The organism is Aliiroseovarius sp. xm-d-517 (assembly GCF_013283135.1).
GTDB classification, from domain to species: Bacteria; Pseudomonadota; Alphaproteobacteria; order Rhodobacterales; family Rhodobacteraceae; genus Aliiroseovarius; species Aliiroseovarius crassostreae.
In genome coordinates this window covers 2,068,063-2,088,101 of record NZ_WBXT01000001.1, presented here as the reverse complement: position 1 = coordinate 2,088,101, position 20,039 = coordinate 2,068,063, and the positions used below count along the sequence as shown (strand labels likewise).

Below are 20,039 nucleotides of genomic sequence, written 5' to 3'. Positions count from 1 at the left end.
CTGTTATGTTCAAACGTCTCGTAAGCTCGGCCCTGATCTTCGGAGCGGCCTCTCTGGCACCGCCGATCCCGGCTGCACATGCCATGCCCAGCTGCGCGCCCAGACCTGATCTGGTTGAAAAGCTGTCCGGTCAATATAGGGAAGGGCTGGTTGGCGGTGGGTTGCAAAACCACAAGGAATTGCTGGAGGTCTGGTCCTCACCGGAAACCGGCAGTTTTACCATCCTCGTGACCAATGCAAACGGCGTAAGCTGTATTGTTGCCGCTGGACGCAACTGGCATGGGGTCACGCCCGAAAAGGCCAAGGTGCCTGATCTGGAGGGGTAAGGCCCTCAAATTCTGACCCTGGACCCGGAACGCGCCCCTCGGCCAACAGGGGCTACTTGGTTTTGACGTCAAAATCGCCTGAGAACCGGTTCAGATAAGGTGCAATGCGCCGGTAATCGAGCGCATGGCGGACAAAGATCCACAGCCATTTTCCAAATTCCGTCCCCGGTTTGGGGCGCTCCGGCATTGCCTTGGCCGCCTCGGGGAAGTGTTTGGCAAGATGGTCGTGAATAATCCGGACATGTGTCGCCGAATAGATCCCGTTCACATCCCGCCACGGTTTGCGAGAACTGAGGAAATGGATGAAACACGGATCAATGAAATGGGTCAGGAAGAAATAGCGGTGAAAACAGGGCCAGTTCCAGACGGGCGAAAGCTCGGCCCAGTCACCATGAAGCGCGAGGTTCAACGCCCGCTGATCATGTTTGACGCGCGGCCCTTTCTCCCGGTTTTTGGTCCATTCAAAGCTTTTCTCTTCAATGCCCAGCCCAATGAATTTCGGCACATCAATCAGCAACACACCTGAATTGAAATAGGGGGCGACGCTTTTGTTATTCGCCTTGAATTCCGCGGCAATGCGATTGGGCGCGCGGTGCTGGTAATTGTCACGCACGGCGGCAACCGCGTGATCCCCGATATCAAGCGCAATCAGCTTTTCGATATCGCCGCGCTGATAGATCATGTCGCTGTCGAGATAGAGAATTCGGTCGTACTCATCGGCCAGCAGCCGCGGGGCGATGATCCGCAGGTAAGCGGCCAGGGTGATTTTTTTCGACGTGGCCAGCCCCTGCCAGCTTTCCGGAATTTCGATTTCCAGCAGCCGCAGGCCCAGCGTTTCAATGATCGGGTGTTGCGGGAAATCGCCACTATAAAGGATGCAGATGTCAAACTGGCGTTCCGGAAATGCATCCGAGATCTGCTGCGCCAGCAATGTGGCGAAGGGAAAGTAATTGTCGTCGCAGCACATCAAAATGGTCTGGCGATGTTCGGCGGGACGATTGGCGGTAAACCCGGACATTAAAATCTCCTTTCGCCCAGAGGGGCGTTACGCCCCGGCATCACACTTTCACGGTTGTGAGTCAATGTGGCAAGCTGAGGGGCAGCAAGCCGGGTATTATCAGGGGGATGACCGACCCGGCGTGGGGTTATTTCTTGATGTCGAAATCCCCGTCGAAGCGGTTGAAATAAGGGGCAATGCGCCGTAGGTCCCACACCTGCCGGATGAAGATCCACAACCATTTGCCAAGGGCTGTTTCCGGTTTTGGGCGGGCAGGCATGGCATTGGCCAGGTCCGGGAAATGCGCGCTCAGATGCTCATGCGCAATACGCACATGTTCCTTGGAATACAGGCCCGTCTTGTCTTTCCATGGTTTGCGCACGCTGAGGAAATGGAAAAAGCAGGGGTCCAGGAAATGGGTCAGGAAGTAGGTGCGGTGAATGCAGGGCCAGTTCCAGACCGGCGAAAGTTCGGCCCAATTGTTGTGCAGGGCGAGATTCAGGGCGCTTTGGTCATGTTTGAACCGGATGTCTTCGCCGTCCATCGCAGCAAATTCAAAGGCTTTCCCGTCGATATCCTGTGCCAGATATTGAGGCACATCCACCAACAGCATCCCCGAGTTGAAATAGCGGGTCTGTTCCAGTCCGGCGGCCTTGAACTCGCGCATGGGTTTCGTCATCTCACGATGCTGAAAACTGTCCCGCACGGCGGCAACCGGGTGGCCGCCCAGATCAGCGGACAGAAGGGCGGGAATATCCCCGCGATGATAGTAGATGTCGCTGTCCAGATACAGAACCCGGTCATAATCATCCGCCAGAAGGCGCGGGGCAATGATCCGCAGATATGCTGCCAGGGTGATTTTCTTGGAGGTGGCCAGCCCCTGCCAGGCCTCGGGGATCGGGAACTGCACAAGGCGCAGATCCAGCTGCTCGATGATCGGATGTTCGGGAAAGGTGCCGCTGTATAGAATGCAGATGTCGAAATTGCGCTCGGGATAGGCTTTTGCGATCTGGCTGGCGAGCAAAGTGGCAAAGGGAAAGTAATTGTCGTCACAGCACATCAGGATTGTGTGACGATGATTTGCCGCGCGATTGGCCGTGATCCCGGTCATTTTTAGCTCACATTTATGAAATAGAGGTAGCGACGCCATCCCATTTTCACCGCGTTGTGTCAATGTGAACGCCGGAAGTGCCGGTGTTTTGTTGCCACTTGGCTGATAAGTTGGTAGGCCGACCCAAACACTGTTACCGGAGATAGCCCGTGACCCAGGATTATATTGTAAAAGACATCAAGCTGGCAGAGTTCGGCCGCAAGGAACTCGATATTGCCGAAACCGAAATGCCAGGCCTGATGGCACTGCGTGAAGAGTATGGCGAGGCAAAGCCTCTGGCGGGGGCCCGCATCGTTGGGTCGCTCCACATGACCATTCAGACAGCGGTTCTGATTGAAACACTGGTGGCGCTGGGGGCGGATGTGCGCTGGGCGTCGTGCAACATCTTCTCGACCCAGGACCACGCTGCCGCCGCAATCGCCGCTGGTGGCACGCCGGTCTTTGCAATCAAAGGCCAGTCGCTGGAAGAGCATTGGGATTACCTGGATCGCTCGTTCATGTTCCCCGAAGGGCCGAACATGATCCTTGATGATGGTGGCGACGCCACCCTTTATGTCCTGCTGGGGGCACGCGCCGAAGCGGGTGAGGATCTGGGTGTGCCCGGGTCGGAAGAGGAAGAGGTGATCCACAAGCAGATTGCCAAACGCATGAAGGAAAGCCCGGGCTGGTTCACCAAAACCCGCGATGCAATCAAAGGCGTGTCGGAAGAGACCACAACCGGGGTTCACCGCCTGTATGATCTGGTGAAACAGGGCCAGCTGCCCTTCCCGGCGATCAACGTGAACGACTCGGTCACCAAGTCGAAATTTGACAACAAATATGGCTGTAAGGAATCGCTGGTTGACGGGATCCGCCGGGCCACCGACACAATGATGGCCGGCAAAGTGGCCGTTGTCTGTGGTTACGGTGACGTTGGCAAAGGCTCTGCCGCCTCGCTGCGCGGCGCCGGCGCGCGCGTGAAAGTGACCGAGATCGACCCGATCTGCGCGCTTCAGGCGGCGATGGACGGGTTCGAAGTTGTGGAGCTGGAAGACGCTGTGTCCTCGGCTGACGTGTTCATCACCACCACCGGCAACAAGGACATCATCCGCATCGAGCATATGCGTGCGATGAAGGATATGGCCATTGTCGGCAATATCGGCCATTTCGATAACGAAATTCAGGTGGCCGCGCTGAAGAACCACAAATGGACCAATATCAAGGATCAGGTGGATATGATCGAGATGCCTTCGGGCAACCGCATTATCCTGTTGTCCGAAGGTCGCCTGCTGAACCTTGGCAATGCCACCGGCCACCCGTCCTTCGTGATGTCGGCATCCTTCACCAACCAGGTTCTGGCGCAGATCGAGCTGTGGACCAAAGGCGATGAGTACAACAATGATGTCTACATCCTGCCCAAGCATCTGGACGAGAAAGTGGCCAAGCTGCACCTCGACCGGATCGGTGTGAAGCTGTCGAAACTGTCAAAAGAACAAGCGGATTATATCGGTGTCACCGTCGACGGCCCGTTCAAGCCGGAACACTACCGCTATTGATCACGTCGCCGTTTTAGAACGGAAAAGCGCCGCCCCTTGGGGCGGCGCTTTGCTTTTTGGGTTTATGTGAGGGGGCTTTGCCCCTCGCCTCTTCGAGGCTCACCCCAAGGTATTTTTCTGCAAGAAAAAAGGATGAGCCGAGGCTTTATCGATCATCGCCAAAGCCGAAGGTTTCGGTGACATAATCAATGTCCTTGTCGCCGCGACCCGACAGGTTGATCAGGATGGATTTCCCCGGGTTCTTGGGGGCTTCGCGCATGGCAAAGGCCACGGCATGGGCGCTTTCCAGGGCGGGAATGATACCTTCGTGGCGCGACAGGGCGTAGAAGGCGTTCAGCGCTTCCTTATCGTCAGCAGCGGTGTAGTTGGCCTTGCCGGTGCGGTAGAGATGAGCATGTTCCGGGCCGACGCCGGGGTAATCCAGGCCCGAGGCCACGGTGTGCACCGGGGCGGGCTCGCCGTTTTCATCCTTCAGCACCATGGTGCGGAAACCGTGAATGTCGCCGTCTTCGCCATAGGTGATGGTGGCGGCATGTTCGCCCAGTTTCGACGAGGTGCCCATCGGCTCCACACCGTAAAGTGCCACGTCTTCGTCGTCGATGAAGCCCGAGAAAATACCCATCGCATTGGAGCCGCCACCGACGCAGGCGCCGACCATGTCGGGCAGGTCGCCCGTCAGCTCGAGGAACTGTTCGCGCGCTTCAATGCCAACCACATGCTGGAAATCGCGTACGATCAGGGGGAAGGGGTGCGGGCCAACCACGGAGCCGATGGCGAAAAGGGCGGTATCAGCTTGCGGCACATAGGCGTTGAAACAGCTGTCCACGGCCTCTTTCAGAGAGCGGCCGCCAAAGCCCACAGGCACCACATTGGCGCCCAAAAGCTTCATGCGGGTTACGTTGGGGGCTTCTTTCTCGATATCAATCTCGCCCATGTGAATTTCGCATTCCAGGCCGAAATAGGCCGCTGCGGTGGCGAGTGCAACGCCGTGCTGACCTGCGCCGGTTTCGGCCATGAGCTTGGTTTTGCCCATGAATTTGGCCAGCAGCCCTTCGCCCATGCAGTGGTTGAGCTTGTGCGCGCCGGTGTGGTTCAGGTCTTCGCGCTTGGCGTAGATGCGCGCGCCGCCACACATGTCGGACAGGTTTTTCAGGTAGGACACCGGCGTTGGGCGCCCCTGGAAATGTTTACGGATGTGGCGAAGTTCAGCGACGAAGTCGGCAGATTTGGAAATGCGGTCATAAGCTTCGCGGATTTCCTTGAAATGCGGCTCAAGCGGCGGCGGCAACATGGCCCCCCCGTATTCGCCAAAGTAACCATCGCGGGTCGGGGTGGATTTCAGATAACCCATGCGCAAGCATCTCCTGTCAGAATTCTGTATTTGCGGTCATTCGCGCTGATCAGACAGGGAAATGGCGTGAGGCTCAAGGCAAAAATTGCAACATCTGAATGTGTGAAGTAATTTTATTACCGGACAAATAAAACGCGCGACCCAGCGGGGCGGTCGCGCGTTTCGGATCCTGAGGGCAAATTACTGCGGGATACGCAGGTTTTGACCCGGATAGATCTTGTCAGGATGCGACAGCATCGGACGGTTGGCTTCGAAGATCTTTTGATAATGTGCGCCATTGCCCAGGGTCTTCTCGGCAATTGCCCAAAGCGTGTCCCCTTTTTCGACCGTGTGGAACACCGGCTCGTTCTCGAGCTCCGCTTCCACTTCGGCCACGCCTTCGACGTTTCCGACCGCCAGAATGACTTTTTCGCGGTCTTCCGCGCTCAGAGATTCACCGCCGGATACGGTGACTTTTTCGCCATCAAGTTTGATGTCGAGACCGGATGTGTCGATGCCCAGATCAGCCACTTCCTTGGTCAGGGTTTCCTCGGTTGACGTTTCGTCATCCCCGAACAGCGCTTTACCTGCGCCCTTCACAAAACTCCACAGGCCCATGTTTTCCTCCTTGAAATAACTGGCTTGGGGAAATCTGGCTGAAATTCGCGCAAATTCATAGGGGGAACTGTCAAGCAATGTTTTCCTTTGTGTTGTCGTTTTTTCCGCATAAGGTTTGGGCGACGAGGCTAAGCTTTTTAACAACTATTAGGAGCGCCATTATGGGTAAGAGAGACGACCTGATTGCCAAATATGCAGAAGACCTGAAGGCAAAATGCGGCCTGACGCCGGATATGGACCTGCTGACCAAAGTAACAATCGGGTGCGGGCCGGCCATCTACAATGACGATGCATCAACCGTCGCAGCCACGCAGGAAAGCGAGTTGGAAACCGTCAAGAACAACTTCCTGATCAAAAAGCTGGGCCTGACCGATGGTCCGCAGCTGATGGATGCGATCAATGCGGTGATTGACACCTATGGGCGTTCTGAGCGCAACAAATACCGCGCCGTGGTCTATTACATGCTGGTCAAGCATTTCGGCAAAGAGTCGGTTTACAGCTAAGAGCACCACATATCACGTTTTCACGCGGTCCAGCAGTTGGGCCGCGTTTTTTGTTTCCTGATCACTGAGGCCCTCCGGCTTAACGAAAGCGAGTAGCCTTAATCGCTAACAAGCCTTTGAACCCGGACAATTTCCCCGAGACACGAACCTTACAGCATCGCAAAAATTCGGGCTGGCCCGCCTGATCCGCCGCGATGGGTGGGGGCACCGATAACAAGCGTTGCGCCTGCGGGTGGCACCAGATCCAAGTTGGCGATGTTTTCGATGCAGAAACGACCGGCCGGCAACCAGGCGTAGTGCGTGTCGAATGTTGTGGACGCGCCGATATCTATCGACAATGTGTCTGAGGCAAGTGAGGCTGCTTTGGTCTCTTCCAGCAGCATCTGTGTGGCCTCTACGTGAAAGCCCGGATAATGCTGGACGCCACTGTCATCGGCTCCTCGATACTTGTCGGTTGCGACATGGGTACCCCAGCCCGAATGCATGGCGACACAGGCACCGTCCGGAATGGGTCCATGTGCAGCAATCCAGGCTTTGATGTCGTCAGGTGTCACACTTGTATCAGCGTTTTCAGCGGCCCTCGTGGCGATGTCCACGACACATAAGGGGGCAATAAGTTGAGAAACCGGGATTTCATTTACCGCAGCGCCGTCCGCCGAGAAGTGTAGAGGTGCGTCGATATGAGTGCCGGTATGCTCGTTCAATGTCAGGCGCGACACGTTAAAACCATGCTCTGCGAAGTTGAACATTGCTTCCGATGATATGCCCGGTGTCCCGAAATATGTCGGAAATTCTTCCGAAAGCTCATAGGTCATATCCTGAACGGATGCGTGCCCTTCGGCCATCGCTGGTGTTGTTTGGGACGCTCCTACAGCTGCGGCAGCTCCGAGGGCAGCCGCAGAACTGAAAAAGCCTCTCCGTGAAATCATCCGGTTCTTGACGGAGTTAATAATACATAGATCGCACATGTTATTTCTCCTCTAAAAAAGAAGAGTATAACACAAATTGACTGTTTTGAGTGGATCTGGGGTGTTGGCGGGGGCTGGGCGCGGACAGAGCTTTGAGGTCACGTATTTTCCGGACCATGAACCGGGTCGTGAGATCTGCTGGCGGGTTAACAAACCCTTCGAATAACATGTTGGTTTTGAATAGTTTTGGAAGTGAAACGAGATTGATTTTCTCTTAGAAATCCCGCTAGATGATACACGAAGACCAGGACGGTCGGACCTCTTAGATTTTTGAACACGTGTGGTGCTGAGGGAGCACGTGGGGTGGAAGGAGAGGGTCCGATGGGTCGCGGTCCCTCTCCTTTTTTTATGGGCCGGCGGAAGCCGGTTTTTTGCTTTGGTGGGGGCGGAACAGACCTCAGAATATGCCGAGGACAAGGCCCGCGACAGCGCATCCACCCGCAGCATATCCGCCATCAAGCCAGATTAGTGCCTTGGATCGATCCGAGAACATCACATTGTTCACGATCCACGGGGCAGCCACGAACAGCCCCAGCCCAAGACCGGTCACCAGACCCTTACCCGCCCCCTCAATGCCCGCCATCGTAAAGACGTGGCGCATCATGCCTGCAACCAGCAGTGCCATGACAAAGGCGATGATGTAGGGTTTGGGATCTCCTGCATTCAACGGGCGGCCATCTTCACCAATCGCCACACCGGATGCCGTCACCCAGGGTTTGGCCAGGGCCATGTACCACAGGGCGCCGAAAGCATAGGTCGCCACGGCGGCCACCAGAACGGATAGACTTCCCATCTGCATTTCCTTCCTGTTTGCGTCGTGAAAGGAAGTATGGCCTCAGGGGGTCTCTCCGGCAAGTTCCAGCACGATGGCCCATTCCTCGGGTGTCACGGGCTGGACCGACAGGCGGGTGTTGTTGACCAGCACCATGTCAGACAGGCGCGGATCTTCCTTGCACATCGCCAGTGAGACGGGCCTGGGCAGGGTGCGCACCGCTTTGATGTCCACACATTCCCAGCGCGGGTCATCCGTCGAGCTATCGGGATGCGCCTCGGCGCAGACTTCAACAATCCCGACAATCACCTTGTCTTTCTGCGAATGGTAAAAGAACCCGAGATCCCCGATCTTCATGGTCCGCATGTGGTTGCGCGCCTGATAATTGCGCACACCATCCCATTCTTCGCCCGCGTCCCCCTTGGCAAGCTGCTGGTCCCAACTCCAGGTCGAGACCTCGGATTTGAACAGCCAGTATTGCATCAGATCACCTTGTTCCACTGTTCCAGCCGGACATCGGAAAACAGACCGGCCTTGGCATAGGGGTCATTTGCGGCCCAGGCCCGGGCGGCGTCCATATCTTCGACATCGAGGATGATCAGAGAGCCATACATCATGCCCTCGCCATTCAGAAACGGACCGGCCTGAACCGCGCCGGTTTCTTTCAGATAGGCCACATGGGCGTCGCGATTGGTTTTGCGCGTTTCAATCGCGCCTTCCTTGTCTGTGCAAATGACTGCCACCAGCATGATTTATTCCTCCTTCAGGGGGCGGGCCAAAAGGGCCTCAACCGCCTCTTTGATTGTTAAATGTTTGTCCAGAACCGCGACGATCATCTCAGCGATCGGCATGTCGATCCCCTGATCACGTGCCAAGGCCGCCACTGCCTTGGCGGTTGCCTTGCCTTCGACCGTTGTGCCCTCCGGAAGGGTTTCTGCCCGCCCAAGCGCAAAGCCAAATGCAAAATTACGTGACTTCTCCGAAGCGCAGGTGAGGGCCAGATCGCCAAATCCGGACAGCCCCGCCAGCGTCTCGGGCAGGGCCCCCTGGGCCACGGCAAACCGTTGCATTTCGGCATAGCCCCGGGTCATCAGGGCCGCGCGCGCGCTTTCACCAAGGCCCGCGCCAATTGCAATTCCACAGGCTATCGCCACAACATTTTTCAACGCGCCACCGATTTCGACGCCGATCAGGTCAGAGGACCGATAGATGCGTAAGTTGCGTGTCGAAAGCGCCTGTTGCAGCGTTTTGCCATTCTCAGTTGCAAGTGTCAGCGCGGTGGGCAGCCCCCCGGCAATATCCACGGCAAAACTGGGGCCGGACAGAATGGCTGGCTGGGCATCGGGGATGTGCTTGCGGATCACCTCAGCCGGTCCCAGCCCGGTTGCAAGATCAATCCCCTTGCAGCAGGCCACAAGGGTTTTACCAGACAGACGCGCCCCATTGTCCTGCAGGAACGAGGACAGTTTTTGCATCGGAACCGCCAGCAAAAGGATCTCTGCTTCCGTGGCCCTGTTCAGGTCTGCCGTGGCCGTCAGTAGCGTGGGAAATTGCACCCCCGGCAACCGGCGTTTGTTCTCGCGGGCCTGTTGCATGTCGGCGGGATCGCGCGCCCACAATGTGACAGGCTGGTTTTCATTGGCCAGAGATATGGCAAGTGCGGTGCCAAAGGCCCCCGCGCCAAGAACAGAGATGCTCATGCCTTTGCTCCTTTCTTGCCTGATCCCAGCATGGCCGGGGCCGAGCGGTCAAGCGGCCATCGGGGCCGGGCGGACAGGGCCATGCCGTCGCTTTGACCGGAGCGAAACCGTTCGAGGCCTGCCCAGGCGATCATTGCCGCATTGTCGGTGCAAAGTGCCAGTGGGGGGGCAAGGAATGTTGCGCCAAATGCATCACAAACAGTCTCTAACCCAGCGCGCAGGGTCTTGTTGGCGGCAACGCCCCCCGCGACGGCAAGAGTGGGCGTGTGGGGGGATAGGGTCATATATTCTGCCATGGCCCGACGCGACTTTTCTACCAGAACGTCCCGCACCGCCGCCTGAAACCCGGCACAAAGATCGGTGCGATCTGAACGACGCAAACCGCCACATTCGGCCACCAGCCGGTCACGTTCGCGCAAAAGCGCGGTTTTGAGGCCGGAAAAGCTCATATCACATCCCGGTCGATCCAGAAGCGGGCGCGGGAAGCGAAAGCGCTTTTCGTCCCCATTCCGTGCTTCGCGTTCGACCGAAGGCCCGCCCGGCTGCGGCAGGGCCAGCAGTTTGGCGGTCTTGTCAAAAGCCTCGCCCGGGGCGTCGTCGATTGTGCCGCCGAGGCGGGTGAATTCTTCCGGGCCTTTGACGATCAGAAACTGGCAATGCCCGCCCGACACCAGCAGCATCAGATAGGGAAACTGCACCTGGTCTGTCAGGCGTGGGGTCAGGGCATGTCCGGCAAGGTGGTTCACGCCAACCAGGGGCAGGCCCGATCCGGCTGCCAGACCTTTTGCACACATCACACCCGCCAGAACGCCCCCAATCAGACCGGGTCCGGCGGTCACTGCAATGGCATCCATATCTGCCAGGCTCATCCCGGCTTGCCTCAGGGCGTCTTCCACGCACAGGTCGAGTTTTTCGGTATGCGCCCGCGCAGCAATCTCTGGCACAACCCCTCCGAAATCCGCATGAAGCTCGGTCTGTCCCGCCACGACAGAGGCCAGAATTTCGGGCAAAGCGCCGGGAACATGTCGGACCACGGCGGCGGCCGTGTCATCGCAAGAGCTTTCCAACCCGAGAAGTGTCAGCGGTTTTGTCATCACGGCATCTTTCCGTTTGCACAGGCTTTTGGCAGGCAGAGTTGCGATAAATCTGGTGTCGGGGTAACACCCTATCAAAGAGGAGACAACAGGCCCGCCATGTCGCCAGACCGCTTCGACCTTCCCGTTTTGCTGCTGACACGTCCTGAACCGGGCAATACGCGGGTTTTGGCCGAGTGTGAAGCCGCGTTTGGGGGGGCGATCCCGGCGGTGATGTCACCGGTTCTGGAGATTGTGCCGGTGGGGTCTTGGCCGGATCTGTCCCGATACGCATCGGTCCTGCTGACGTCGGTTCATGGCGTGCGCGGGGATCTCTCGGATAAACGGGCCTATTGTGTCGGGTCGCGCACCGCCCGTGTTGCTGCGGCGTCCGGGGCGCGTGTGGACTGTATCGCTCCAGATGCCGACAGCTTGATGCGGAAAGATTTAAATCCAGAATATCCAATGGTTTACCTGCGCGGTGCGCATGTCTCAACCGATCTGGCGGCGCATTTCGGATGTGAAGAGCGGGTGGTTTATGACCAGGTGCACCGCCCCCTTTCCAAACCCGCTCTGGATCTGATTAGAGGGGAGCGCCGGGTGATCCTTCCCCTTTTTTCCCCCCGCTCAGCGCGCTTGGTTGCAAAAGAAATACCCAAGGACCGACCCGGTGTGACGGTGATCGCCATGAGTGATGCGGTTGCAAAGGCCTGGCAGGAGGGGCGGAGTGCCCGCGACCTGATTGATATTTGCCCCGCTCCGACACAGGCAGAGATGGTGAGCAGGATTGTCGCATCCCTGCGTCACACTTGATTGCCCTATGCTTGGCAGTAAGGTTGCTTGAGGGTCCGGTGGGCGCGGGCTAATCTGATGAAGCGCGATCCTGCTTCATTTGAAATGTGAGATTCGAGAGGTTCAGACATTGGCCAATTCCCGTAAACCTGCGAAAGGCGCGTCCAAGGCGACGGATGCCAAAGCGGGCAAGACAGTAAAGAAATCCGTCGAAGATGCCGTTGTGATTGAAGAGAAAGCTGCGGAAACGGTCAAATCATCTGCTACACCTGAAAAAACAACCTCATCGGGACCTTCCAAAGCCCAGACCAAAAGCAGCGCCAAGGCAGCGGAGGGTGCGAAAACACCCGCCAACCCGTCAAAAACTCCGACAAAGCCCCAAGCCAAATCCACCACATCCAGCGAGGAACCATCCTCGAAAAGTGATGATGTTGAAAAGCCGGTCGGCGAGAAGGCTGCGGGTGAACGGGTGGCACCGAAGCCGGATGAGGCAAAGGGCACCACTCCTTCCAAACCCATTGCCAAACCCTCGGGCCTCTCCCCTGCCAAAAACATGCCGCAGGCGACCGCTGAAAAGGATGAGAAATCTGCAGTGGAGAAGCCCAAGGCGTCCTCGGATCAGCAGCCCTCGGATCAGAAAAAGACACCTGTTGCCGCACCGAGCCGCTCCAACACCGTCCTGCCCTTGCTGTTCGGAGGAGCGATTGCGGCCGTGATCGGGTTCGGCGCGGCGCGCTACCCGGATCAGTGGCCGTTTGTAATGGGACCTGTCGAAGACCCGCTGGCCACCGCCCTGGCGACGCAGGGACAGCAGCTTGAGGCACTGGAAGCGGCAAGCCGCCAACAGGCAGAGACCCTGGCCTCTCTTCAGGCAGATAACAGCCTTGACGTGGCGCGGGGAGAGATCTCGGGCGAATTCGCCCAGCTTCGCACGCAGCTGGAAGCGATGAGCAGCCAGCTTTCAGAGCTCGAAAATCGTCTGCACACGGTTGAAAAACTGCCACAGGGATCCGGGATGGAAGCCGCCGCTGCGGCCGCCACCGCGTATGAGCGGGAGCTTCAGCAGATGCGGCAGATGCTGGATGCGGAGCTGGCGAAAATCACCGATGCCAGAGCGGATGCAAAAACGTTGGAACAAACCGCCGCCGAAGCCGCCAAGGCAGCGGGGGCGCGGGCCGCGCTGGCGCGTGTGCTGGCGGCGCTGGATACCGGCCGCCCCTTTGGCGATGCGCTGTTTGACCTGAGCCAGCAGGCCGGGATTGAGGCGCCAGAGGCGCTGTCAGGGGTGGCGGAAAAAGGTGTGCCGACGCTGGTGGCGTTGCAATCCGCCTTCCCCGAGGCGGCGCGCGCTGCACTTGATGCCTCGGTCCGGTCGGCTGTCGCCGCCGGTGAGATGGACCGTGTATCGGCATTCTTCCGCCTTCAATTGGGCACCCGGTCGCTATCGCCAAAAGAGGGGACAGACCCCGACGCGATCCTGTCGCGGGCTGAAGCGGCGTTGAAAACTGGTCAGCTTGAAGCGGCACTGGCCGAACTTGCGACCATGCCCGAGGCCGGGCAGCCCGCCCTTGGCGATTGGATCGCCGCCGCCACCACCCGCAAGGATGCGCTCACTGCCGGTGATGCGCTCGCCCAGCTCGTGAACAGCAAATAAGGACACGCCGATGCTTTGGTCTCTTTTCAAGATTATCCTTTTCGTCGTGGCGATTGCAGGCCTGACCCTTGGGGCAGGGGCGTTGCTGGAGCTCGATGGCGGCATTCAGGTTGCCGTCGCCGGGGTTGAGCTCAACCTTGGTCCGTTGCAGGCGGTGATCCTGTTTGGCGTGCTGATTGTCGTGGTCTGGCTGGTGATTGTCCTTTTCGGATTGCTGCGCGCCGTGCTGCGGTTCCTGAATGGCGATGAAACCGCGATTTCGCGCTACTTTGATCGGTCTCGCGAAAAGAAAGGTTATGAGGCGCTGGCAGATGGCATGATGGCGCTTGCCTCTGGCGAAAGTGCCACCGCGATGGCAAAGGCCAACCGGGCCGAAAAATATCTGCGCCGACCGGAACTGACCAACCTTCTTACCGCGCAGGCGGCGGAAATGGCCGGGGACAAGCGCAAAGCCACGCAGGTTTACAAAAAACTTCTGACGGATGAACGCACCAAGTTTGTCGGCGTGCGCGGGCTGATGAAGCAGAAGCTTGAAGAAGGTGACACGGCCACCGCCATGCGGCTTGCGGAAAAGGCGCTGGCGCTGAAGCCGCGCCACGTGGGCACGCAGGATGCTCTGTTGGGGATGCAGGCGGCTGAGGGGGATTGGAGCGGTGCGCGCAAAACCCTGACCACAAAGCTGAAAACCGGAAACCTGCCGCGTGACGTGCATAAGCGACGGGATGCTGTGCTGGCCCTGTCCGAGGCAAAAGATGTGTTGGCTGAGGGCAAAAGTGTCGAGGCCCGTGAGGCTGCGATTGAGGCCAACCGCCTGTCGCCGGACCTTGTGCCCGCGGCTGTCATGGCGGCACGAACCTATGTCGAACAGGGCAAGCCGCGTTACGCCACCCGTGTGCTGACAAAAGCCTGGACCGCCCAGCCTCACCCGGATATTGCCGCCGCCTTTGCCGAGATTGAGCCGGATGAAAGCCCGAAAGCCCGACTGAACCGGTTCCGCGCCCTGACCAAACATCGTGAGGGAGATGCGGAAACACGGATGCTGGTGGCCGAGTTGAACCTGGCCGCCGGTGATTATGTCGCTGCGCGCAAGGCGCTGGGCAATCTGTCAGAGAATGCCCCCACGCAGCGGGTGCTGACCCTTCTGGCCGCGATTGAGCGCGGGGAAGGCGCCGAAGACAAGACCGTGCGTGCCCTTCTGGCCCGTGCGCTGACCGCGCCGCGCGGCCCGCAATGGGTGTGTGACAAATGTAATCACATCCATGCTGACTGGGCGCCGGTCTGTGGCAATTGCGGCGGGTTTGACACGCTGTCCTGGAGCAAGGCACCTGAAACCGAAGGGCAGATGTCCGGTGGTGCGGACATGATGCCATTGATTGTCGGTGAAGATGGGCCGTTCGAGGTGGAGAGGGTGAGCGAGGTTGCTTCTGAACCAGAGGAAACTACACCGGACATGCCCCTGGAGGGGGAGGTTGTGGCAACGCCCTCTGATCACGTATCAACCGAGAAATCTCATTAAAGCGTTTCCACAAGACGTTGAAACAGATGCGTGTTCAAAATCCCGTTCGAGCGCAGCGAGAGGCAGGGAATTTGAACTCAGCCGAATGTGGAAACGCTCTAAAGCGTTTCGACGTTCACCTGAGACAGGGAAAAGGCGCAGGGTCCGGGACCCCGCGCCTTTTCTGTTTTTTGTCGATAGGATTTATCAGGCGGGCTTTACATATTTTCCCGCCGTCAGCCCATTCACCTTTTCCACGATGGCCGCGGCATCAATACCGTGGTGGCGGTAAAGGTCGCCAATCGTGCCGGTCTGACCGAAATGTTCGACCCCCATCGGGATGGTCTGGTGTCCGGCGACGGACCCAAGCCAGGACAGGGTCGCAGGGTGGCCATCAATAGCGGTGATGATTTTGCAATGCGCGGGCAAAGTGGACATGAGTGTTTCGATATGGGACTGGGCTGCACGGTTGCCGCGCGACCGAGCGCGCTGGGCGGCGGTCCAGCCTGCGTTCAACCGGTCGGCAGATGTCACCGCAAGCACGCCGATATCCCTGCGGGTTTCGCCGATCATGCCGGCTGCCTTGATCACTTCGGGTGCAACCGCCCCCTGATAGGCCAGCACCACGTCGCAGTTCGGACCCGGCTTGCGCAGCCAATAGGCCCCGTCGATCGCGCCTTGGCGGAACGCCTCGTCCACCCGCTTGCCGGGCTGCTCAATCGGGTTTGTGGTCAGGCGCAGATAGACCGCCCCGCCTGTTTCATCCCTGAGCCATGTGCGTTCATCGGGATCGCCCTCGCCATCACGTTGAACATAGTCAAAGGCCCATTGCATGATCACGGCAAGCTCATCGGCGAAGGCGGGTTCGAAACTGGCCAGCCCGTCCTGAGACATGCCGATCAGCGGTGATCCAACCGACTGGTGCGCGCCGCCTTCCGGGGCCAGCGTCACACCCGAAGGGGTGCCGACCAGAATGAAACGCGCATCCTGATAGCAGGCGTAATTCAACGCATCGAGGCCACGCGCCACAAACGGATCATAGACCGTGCCAATTGGGATAAGGCGTTTGCCAAACAGCGAATGCGACAGGCCAGCCGCCCCCAGAAGCAACATCAGGTTCATTTCGGCAATGCCCAGCTCGATATGCTGACCGTCAGGGGTGAACTCCCACTTGGCGGTTGAAGGGATGCGGTTTTCGATGAAGGCATCAGCCTGTGCGCTGCGGGCAAACAGCTTGCGGCGGTTTACCCAGGGGCCAAGGTTGGTTGTGCCGGTAACGTCGGGGGATGTGGTGACGATCCGGTCGGCCAGCAGGCTGTCCCCTTTGGACAGATCATCAAGGATCTTGCCGAATGCCATCTGGGTTGAGATCTCGCGCGAGGTGTCGATCCCGATGGAAGGCACTGGCAGTTTGTCATCGTGATAGCGACGCATCCCTTTTGCGAAAAAGGGAACGTTTGACAGGAACTGACGCAGCTCTTCCGGTTGTGCGACCGTTGCAAATGGCTCCCACTCCTCCCCTTTGGCCACACCCATGTGCTTTTGCCATGCCTCGAACTGGGTGTTGTTCATCAACCCGCCGTGATTGTCTTTGTGACCCGCAATCGGAGTGCCCCAGCCCTTGATTGTATAGGCAAGGAAACAGGTGGGACGGTCATGGTCGATGGCGGCAAACGTGTTGGCCATTGTTTCAACACAGTTGCCACCGAGGTTTTCCATCAGCGCGGCAAGCTCTTCGTCGCTGCGCCGGTCGATCAAGGCGGTGACATCCCCCTGATCGCCAAGATCGTCCATCAGCCGCTTGCGCCAGACCGCGCCGCCCATGAAAGTCAGCGCGGAATATTCCTGGTTGGGGCAGGCATCAATCCAATCCCGCAGCTTGTCGCCGCCGGGCTCGTCAAAGGCTGCGCGCTGCAGGGCGCCATGCTTGATGCGCACCACGTCCCAGCCGAAGGCGTCAAAGATCTTTTCGATCCGTTCAAACAACCCTTCGCGCACAATCCCGTCCAGCGACTGGCGGTTATAATCGATGATCCACCAGGTGTTGCGCAGGTCGTTTTTCCACCCTTCCTGCAGGGCCTCATAGATATTGCCTTCGTCCAGTTCGGCGTCCCCCACCAAGGCCACCATGCGGCCCATCGGGGCATCCGACCCCCAGGATTTCGCGGTGATGTAATCCTGAATGATCGACGCAAAAGAGGTGATCGCCACGCCAAGACCAACGGAACCGGTGGAGAAATCCACATCATCAATATCCTTGGTGCGGCTGGGGTAACTTTGCACCCCACCAAAGCCGCGGAAGTTCTCCATCTTCTCACGGGTCTGGTTCCCCATCAGATATTGCATCGCGTGGAAAATAGGCGAGGCATGGGGTTTCACCGCCACCCGATCCTCGGGCTTCAGGGTCGAGAAATAAAGCGCCGTCATGATCGACACCATCGATGCGGAAGAGGCCTGATGGCCGCCGACCTTGATCCCATCTGCCTTGGGGCGGATGTGATTTGCATGGTGGATCATCCAGTGGGACAGCCACAAAAGGCGCTGTTCAATGGTTTTGAGCTGCTGAATACGCGCTGATGTTTGCTCGGTCATAGCGTGGTCCTTTGGTCTTGGCCTGAGCCACATGCGTTGGATGGGGTGGTCTCAGGATAACAGGGTTGCTTTGAAGCGTCCCGGCGATTTAGGGTTCAATTTCCACCGATCATGGCGGAAATCACTAAGTTCAGGAGCCATCGTGGCAGATACCGTTCAGCTTGACCCGTTTGACATTCAGATCCTGCGTCGGCTGAGTGCCGATGGCCGTATCTCGGTTCAGGATCTGAGCGACGGGATCGGCCTCAGCCCGACCCCCACCGCCCGCCGGGTCCGGCGGTTGGAGCAGGTCGGGATCATCACTGGTTACGGTGCCCGGATCGACGAAGCCGCGCTGGGGTTCGATGTCTCGGTCTTTGTTTCGGTCCAGCTGGACAAGCAGATCGATGAGGCGCTGGTGAAGTTCGAGACCGCCCTCGCCAGCTTTCCCGAGGTGGTGGATTGCTGGCTGATGACCGGGGATCGCGACTACCTGATGCGGGTCGCGACCACCGGATTGCGCGATTTCGAGGCTTTTCTGGTGGGGCGCCTGACCAAGGTTGAGGGCGTGGCGTCGATCCAGTCCTCGATCCCGATCAGGCAGGTCAAGGCTGGCTATGCGCGCACGCCTTAACCCGGATTACTCCGCCGCCTGCATCACCGCCGGAGGCAGGGCCTGATCCAGATCCGCCAGGATGTCCGCGACCTCTTCCAGACCAACCGATAGTCGGATAAGCCCGTCCGAGATGTCATGCTCAGCGCGTTCTTCCGGCGTATAGGTCGAATGGGTCATCGAGGCCGGGTGCTGGATCAGCGTTTCAGCATCGCCCAGAGAGACGGCGCGCTGGATCATTTTCAGCCCGTTCATAAAGGCAATCCCCCCGGTCATGCCGCCGTCAATCTCAAAGGCGATCATCGCGCCGGGTTGCGCCATCTGGCGACAGGCGAGCTCATGTTGGGCAAAGCTTTCCAGCCCGGGGAAATGCACAGCGCGTACGGCCGGATGCGCCTCAAGATACGCCGCCACAACCTGCGCCGACGCGCAGTGACGCTCCATCCGCAGCGCCAATGTTTTCAATCCGCGCAGGATCAGCATGGCGTTGAACGGCGCCATCACGGCTCCGGTCATGTCCTTCATGCCGACCAGACGGATCTCGGTGATCTGTTCCAGCGTGCCGACAACCAGCCCGGCCACCACATCGCCATGTCCGCCGAGGTATTTTGTCGCCGAGTGCAGCACGATATCGGCGCCCATTTCGATCGGGCGGGTCAGGAAGGGGGTGGCATAGGTGTTGTCGACCACCACGCTGGCCCCGCTGGCATGGGCGATCTCTGACATCGCGGCGATGTCCACAAGGCGCATGTTCGGGTTGGCCGGGGTTTCGAAATAGACGACGCGGGTCTGCTCTGAGATCGCGGCGCGCAGGTTTTCCGGGTCGGTCATGTCCACATGGGTGATTGTCACCCCCCATTTCGCCAGCCCGTGCTGCATGAAGGCGAAGGTGCAGCCGTAAAGTGTCTTGTCCACGATCACCTCGTCTCCGGGTGACAGCAGGGTCCAGAGCACGGCGGTGATGGCCCCCATACCCGAGGACAGGGCCAGACCAGCCTCGGCCCCTTCCAGTGTGGCAATGCGTTGTTCCAAGAGGTCACAGGTCGGGTTTGAAATCCGGCTGTAGATATGCCCCTGGCGCTCACCGGCAAACATCTCCCCTCCGGCTTCCGCTGTTTCGAAGGCGAAGGTTGAGGTCAGATGAAGCGGCGGGGTCAGAGCACCGTCATTTTCTTGCGGGTCATAAGCGTGGTGGATGGCGCGGGTGGCAAAGCCGGGGGTGTTGATCATGATTGGCTCCTCTTTGGGTTGGAGCTATAATGCGCCTGTTCTACAGGTGATGGATTGCAAATATTGCCAAAAAAGGGCATAGTATTGGCATTATCTGCCAATGAGAGGGTGTATGGATCGTAAAGATAGACAAATCATTCGGACCCTTCAGCGTGATGGGCGAATGACCAATCAGGATCTGGCGGAAAAGGTCAACCTGTCGCCGTCCCCCTGTTTGCGCCGGGTGCGCAACCTTGAGGCCAGCGGTGTGATCCAGGGGTATAGCGCCGATGTGGATGCCTCGGCCTACGGGTTGGCAATCACGGTTTTTGTGCGGGTGCGATTGGAGCGCCACAACGAGGCGGACGTGCAGAATTTCGAAAAGCGGGTGCGGTTGATCGACGAAGTTCTGGAATGCCACGTGATGACCGGGGCGATGGACTATCAGCTGCGGGTGCTGGTGCCGGATCTGCAGGCCTATGAAGATTTTATCCGCAACCGCATCCACCCGATCGGTGGGATCGCCTCGATTGATACGAGTTTTGTTTACGGGACGGTGAAAAAGACTGCGGTGTTCCCGGATATTTCCTGACCGCACCTAATCACCTGTGCCACACATCAAGGGGCGTTCAGGATTGGAATGTTTGGAAAACTGGTGCCTCAAGAGGGACTCGAACCCCCGACCTTGTCCTTACGAAGGACCTGCTCTACCAGCTGAGCTATTGAGGCAGCCGGGGTTCGTTTAACCGCTTGATCGGCGTTGCGCAAGGCG

21 protein-coding genes and 1 tRNA gene are annotated in these 20,039 nt (G+C 58.5%); 8 read left to right on the top strand and 14 right to left on the bottom strand.

What is annotated here, in order from left to right; translation table 11 throughout:
• Positions 1-5: 5 nt before the first annotated feature.
• Positions 6-326, top strand: a complete 321-nt coding sequence (locus XMD517_RS10075) for a hypothetical protein (RefSeq protein ID WP_173486164.1) — start codon at positions 6-8, stop codon at positions 324-326.
• 52 nt (positions 327-378) lie between these two features.
• Here the strand turns inward: XMD517_RS10075 and XMD517_RS10070 are convergent, their stop codons facing one another.
• Positions 379-1,344 carry a glycosyltransferase family 8 protein gene (locus XMD517_RS10070; protein WP_173486163.1) on the bottom strand — a complete coding sequence of 322 codons (966 nt, stop codon included), beginning with the start codon at positions 1,342-1,344 and terminating at the stop codon, positions 379-381.
• A 127-nt stretch (positions 1,345-1,471) separates the two neighbouring features.
• Positions 1,472-2,434 (bottom strand): glycosyltransferase family 8 protein, encoded by a 963-nt coding sequence (locus XMD517_RS10065; protein ID WP_173486162.1) that lies wholly within the window; start codon positions 2,432-2,434, stop codon positions 1,472-1,474.
• Positions 2,435-2,583: 149 nt separating this feature from the next.
• On the opposite strand from XMD517_RS10065, the gene ahcY reads away from it, so the two are divergent.
• Entirely contained in the window at positions 2,584-3,969 is a 1,386-nt protein-coding gene (ahcY, locus tag XMD517_RS10060; protein ID WP_173486161.1) for an adenosylhomocysteinase, read from the top strand.
• A gap of 145 nt (positions 3,970-4,114) precedes the next feature.
• On the opposite strand, the gene trpB is transcribed toward ahcY, so the two are convergent.
• On the bottom strand, positions 4,115-5,320 hold the full coding sequence (trpB, locus tag XMD517_RS10055) for a tryptophan synthase subunit beta (RefSeq protein ID WP_173486160.1): 1,206 nt from the start codon (positions 5,318-5,320) through the stop codon (positions 4,115-4,117).
• A 180-nt stretch (positions 5,321-5,500) separates the two neighbouring features.
• Entirely contained in the window at positions 5,501-5,917 is a 417-nt protein-coding gene (lysM, locus tag XMD517_RS10050; protein WP_055191266.1) for a peptidoglycan-binding protein LysM, read from the bottom strand.
• 161 nt (positions 5,918-6,078) lie between these two features.
• Here lysM and XMD517_RS10045 point away from each other — a divergent pair, with 161 nt between their 5' ends.
• Positions 6,079-6,420 (top strand): DUF2853 family protein, encoded by a 342-nt coding sequence (locus tag XMD517_RS10045; protein WP_173486159.1) that lies wholly within the window; start codon positions 6,079-6,081, stop codon positions 6,418-6,420.
• 149 nt (positions 6,421-6,569) lie between these two features.
• On the opposite strand, the gene XMD517_RS10040 is transcribed toward XMD517_RS10045, so the two are convergent.
• From XMD517_RS10040 to tsaD, 6 genes are all read right to left on the bottom strand, one after another.
• Entirely contained in the window at positions 6,570-7,388 is an 819-nt protein-coding gene (locus tag XMD517_RS10040; RefSeq protein WP_173486158.1) for a cyclase family protein, read from the bottom strand.
• 397 nt (positions 7,389-7,785) lie between these two features.
• Positions 7,786-8,181 carry a DUF1761 domain-containing protein gene (locus XMD517_RS10035; protein ID WP_173486157.1) on the bottom strand — a complete coding sequence of 132 codons (396 nt, stop codon included), beginning with the start codon at positions 8,179-8,181 and terminating at the stop codon, positions 7,786-7,788.
• Positions 8,182-8,223: 42 nt separating this feature from the next.
• Entirely contained in the window at positions 8,224-8,643 is a 420-nt protein-coding gene (locus XMD517_RS10030) for an EVE domain-containing protein (protein WP_173486156.1), read from the bottom strand.
• A complete protein-coding gene (locus tag XMD517_RS10025) occupies positions 8,643-8,909 on the bottom strand; it encodes a YciI family protein (protein ID WP_173486155.1) in 267 nt (88 codons plus the stop codon). Before XMD517_RS10025 ends, XMD517_RS10030 begins: the two co-directional genes overlap by 1 nt.
• A 3-nt stretch (positions 8,910-8,912) precedes the next feature.
• Positions 8,913-9,860 (bottom strand): NAD(P)H-dependent glycerol-3-phosphate dehydrogenase, encoded by a 948-nt coding sequence (locus XMD517_RS10020; RefSeq protein ID WP_173486154.1) that lies wholly within the window; start codon positions 9,858-9,860, stop codon positions 8,913-8,915.
• Positions 9,857-10,954, bottom strand: coding sequence for a tRNA (adenosine(37)-N6)-threonylcarbamoyltransferase complex transferase subunit TsaD (gene tsaD / locus XMD517_RS10015; RefSeq protein WP_173486153.1), 1,098 nt, complete (start codon positions 10,952-10,954; stop codon positions 9,857-9,859). Before tsaD ends, XMD517_RS10020 begins: the two co-directional genes overlap by 4 nt.
• A gap of 99 nt (positions 10,955-11,053) precedes the next feature.
• Here tsaD and XMD517_RS10010 point away from each other — a divergent pair, with 99 nt between their 5' ends.
• Positions 11,054-11,746, top strand: coding sequence for a uroporphyrinogen-III synthase (locus XMD517_RS10010; protein WP_173486152.1), 693 nt, complete (start codon positions 11,054-11,056; stop codon positions 11,744-11,746).
• A 102-nt stretch (positions 11,747-11,848) separates the two neighbouring features.
• On the opposite strand, the gene XMD517_RS15630 is transcribed toward XMD517_RS10010, so the two are convergent.
• Positions 11,849-12,331 carry a hypothetical protein gene (locus tag XMD517_RS15630; protein WP_173487882.1) on the bottom strand — a complete coding sequence of 161 codons (483 nt, stop codon included), beginning with the start codon at positions 12,329-12,331 and terminating at the stop codon, positions 11,849-11,851.
• On the opposite strand from XMD517_RS15630, the gene XMD517_RS10005 reads away from it, so the two are divergent.
• Both XMD517_RS10005 and XMD517_RS10000 read left to right on the top strand, forming a co-directional pair.
• Positions 12,318-13,379: a COG4223 family protein gene (locus XMD517_RS10005; RefSeq protein WP_173487883.1), complete on the top strand. Its 1,062-nt coding sequence runs from the start codon at positions 12,318-12,320 to the stop codon at positions 13,377-13,379. The two genes, XMD517_RS15630 and XMD517_RS10005, sit on opposite strands and share 14 nt — an antisense overlap.
• A 10-nt stretch (positions 13,380-13,389) precedes the next feature.
• A complete protein-coding gene (locus XMD517_RS10000; RefSeq protein WP_173486149.1) occupies positions 13,390-14,895 on the top strand; it encodes a heme biosynthesis protein HemY in 1,506 nt (501 codons plus the stop codon).
• A gap of 186 nt (positions 14,896-15,081) precedes the next feature.
• On the opposite strand, the gene XMD517_RS09995 is transcribed toward XMD517_RS10000, so the two are convergent.
• Positions 15,082-17,466 (bottom strand): 1-deoxy-D-xylulose-5-phosphate synthase N-terminal domain-containing protein, encoded by a 2,385-nt coding sequence (locus XMD517_RS09995; RefSeq protein ID WP_173486148.1) that lies wholly within the window; start codon positions 17,464-17,466, stop codon positions 15,082-15,084.
• Positions 17,467-17,605: 139 nt separating this feature from the next.
• Between XMD517_RS09995 and XMD517_RS09990 the strand changes: the two genes are divergently transcribed.
• On the top strand, positions 17,606-18,079 hold the full coding sequence (locus tag XMD517_RS09990) for an Lrp/AsnC family transcriptional regulator (protein ID WP_371732399.1): 474 nt from the start codon (positions 17,606-17,608) through the stop codon (positions 18,077-18,079).
• Between the two features lie 6 nt (positions 18,080-18,085).
• On the opposite strand, the gene XMD517_RS09985 is transcribed toward XMD517_RS09990, so the two are convergent.
• Positions 18,086-19,288 (bottom strand): methionine gamma-lyase, encoded by a 1,203-nt coding sequence (locus tag XMD517_RS09985; protein WP_173486146.1) that lies wholly within the window; start codon positions 19,286-19,288, stop codon positions 18,086-18,088.
• Positions 19,289-19,400: 112 nt separating this feature from the next.
• On the opposite strand from XMD517_RS09985, the gene XMD517_RS09980 reads away from it, so the two are divergent.
• Positions 19,401-19,859 carry an Lrp/AsnC family transcriptional regulator gene (locus XMD517_RS09980; RefSeq protein WP_173486145.1) on the top strand — a complete coding sequence of 153 codons (459 nt, stop codon included), beginning with the start codon at positions 19,401-19,403 and terminating at the stop codon, positions 19,857-19,859.
• 61 nt (positions 19,860-19,920) lie between these two features.
• On the opposite strand, the gene XMD517_RS09975 is transcribed toward XMD517_RS09980, so the two are convergent.
• Positions 19,921-19,996, bottom strand: a tRNA-Thr gene (locus XMD517_RS09975).
• Between the last annotated feature and the right edge of the window lie 43 nt (positions 19,997-20,039).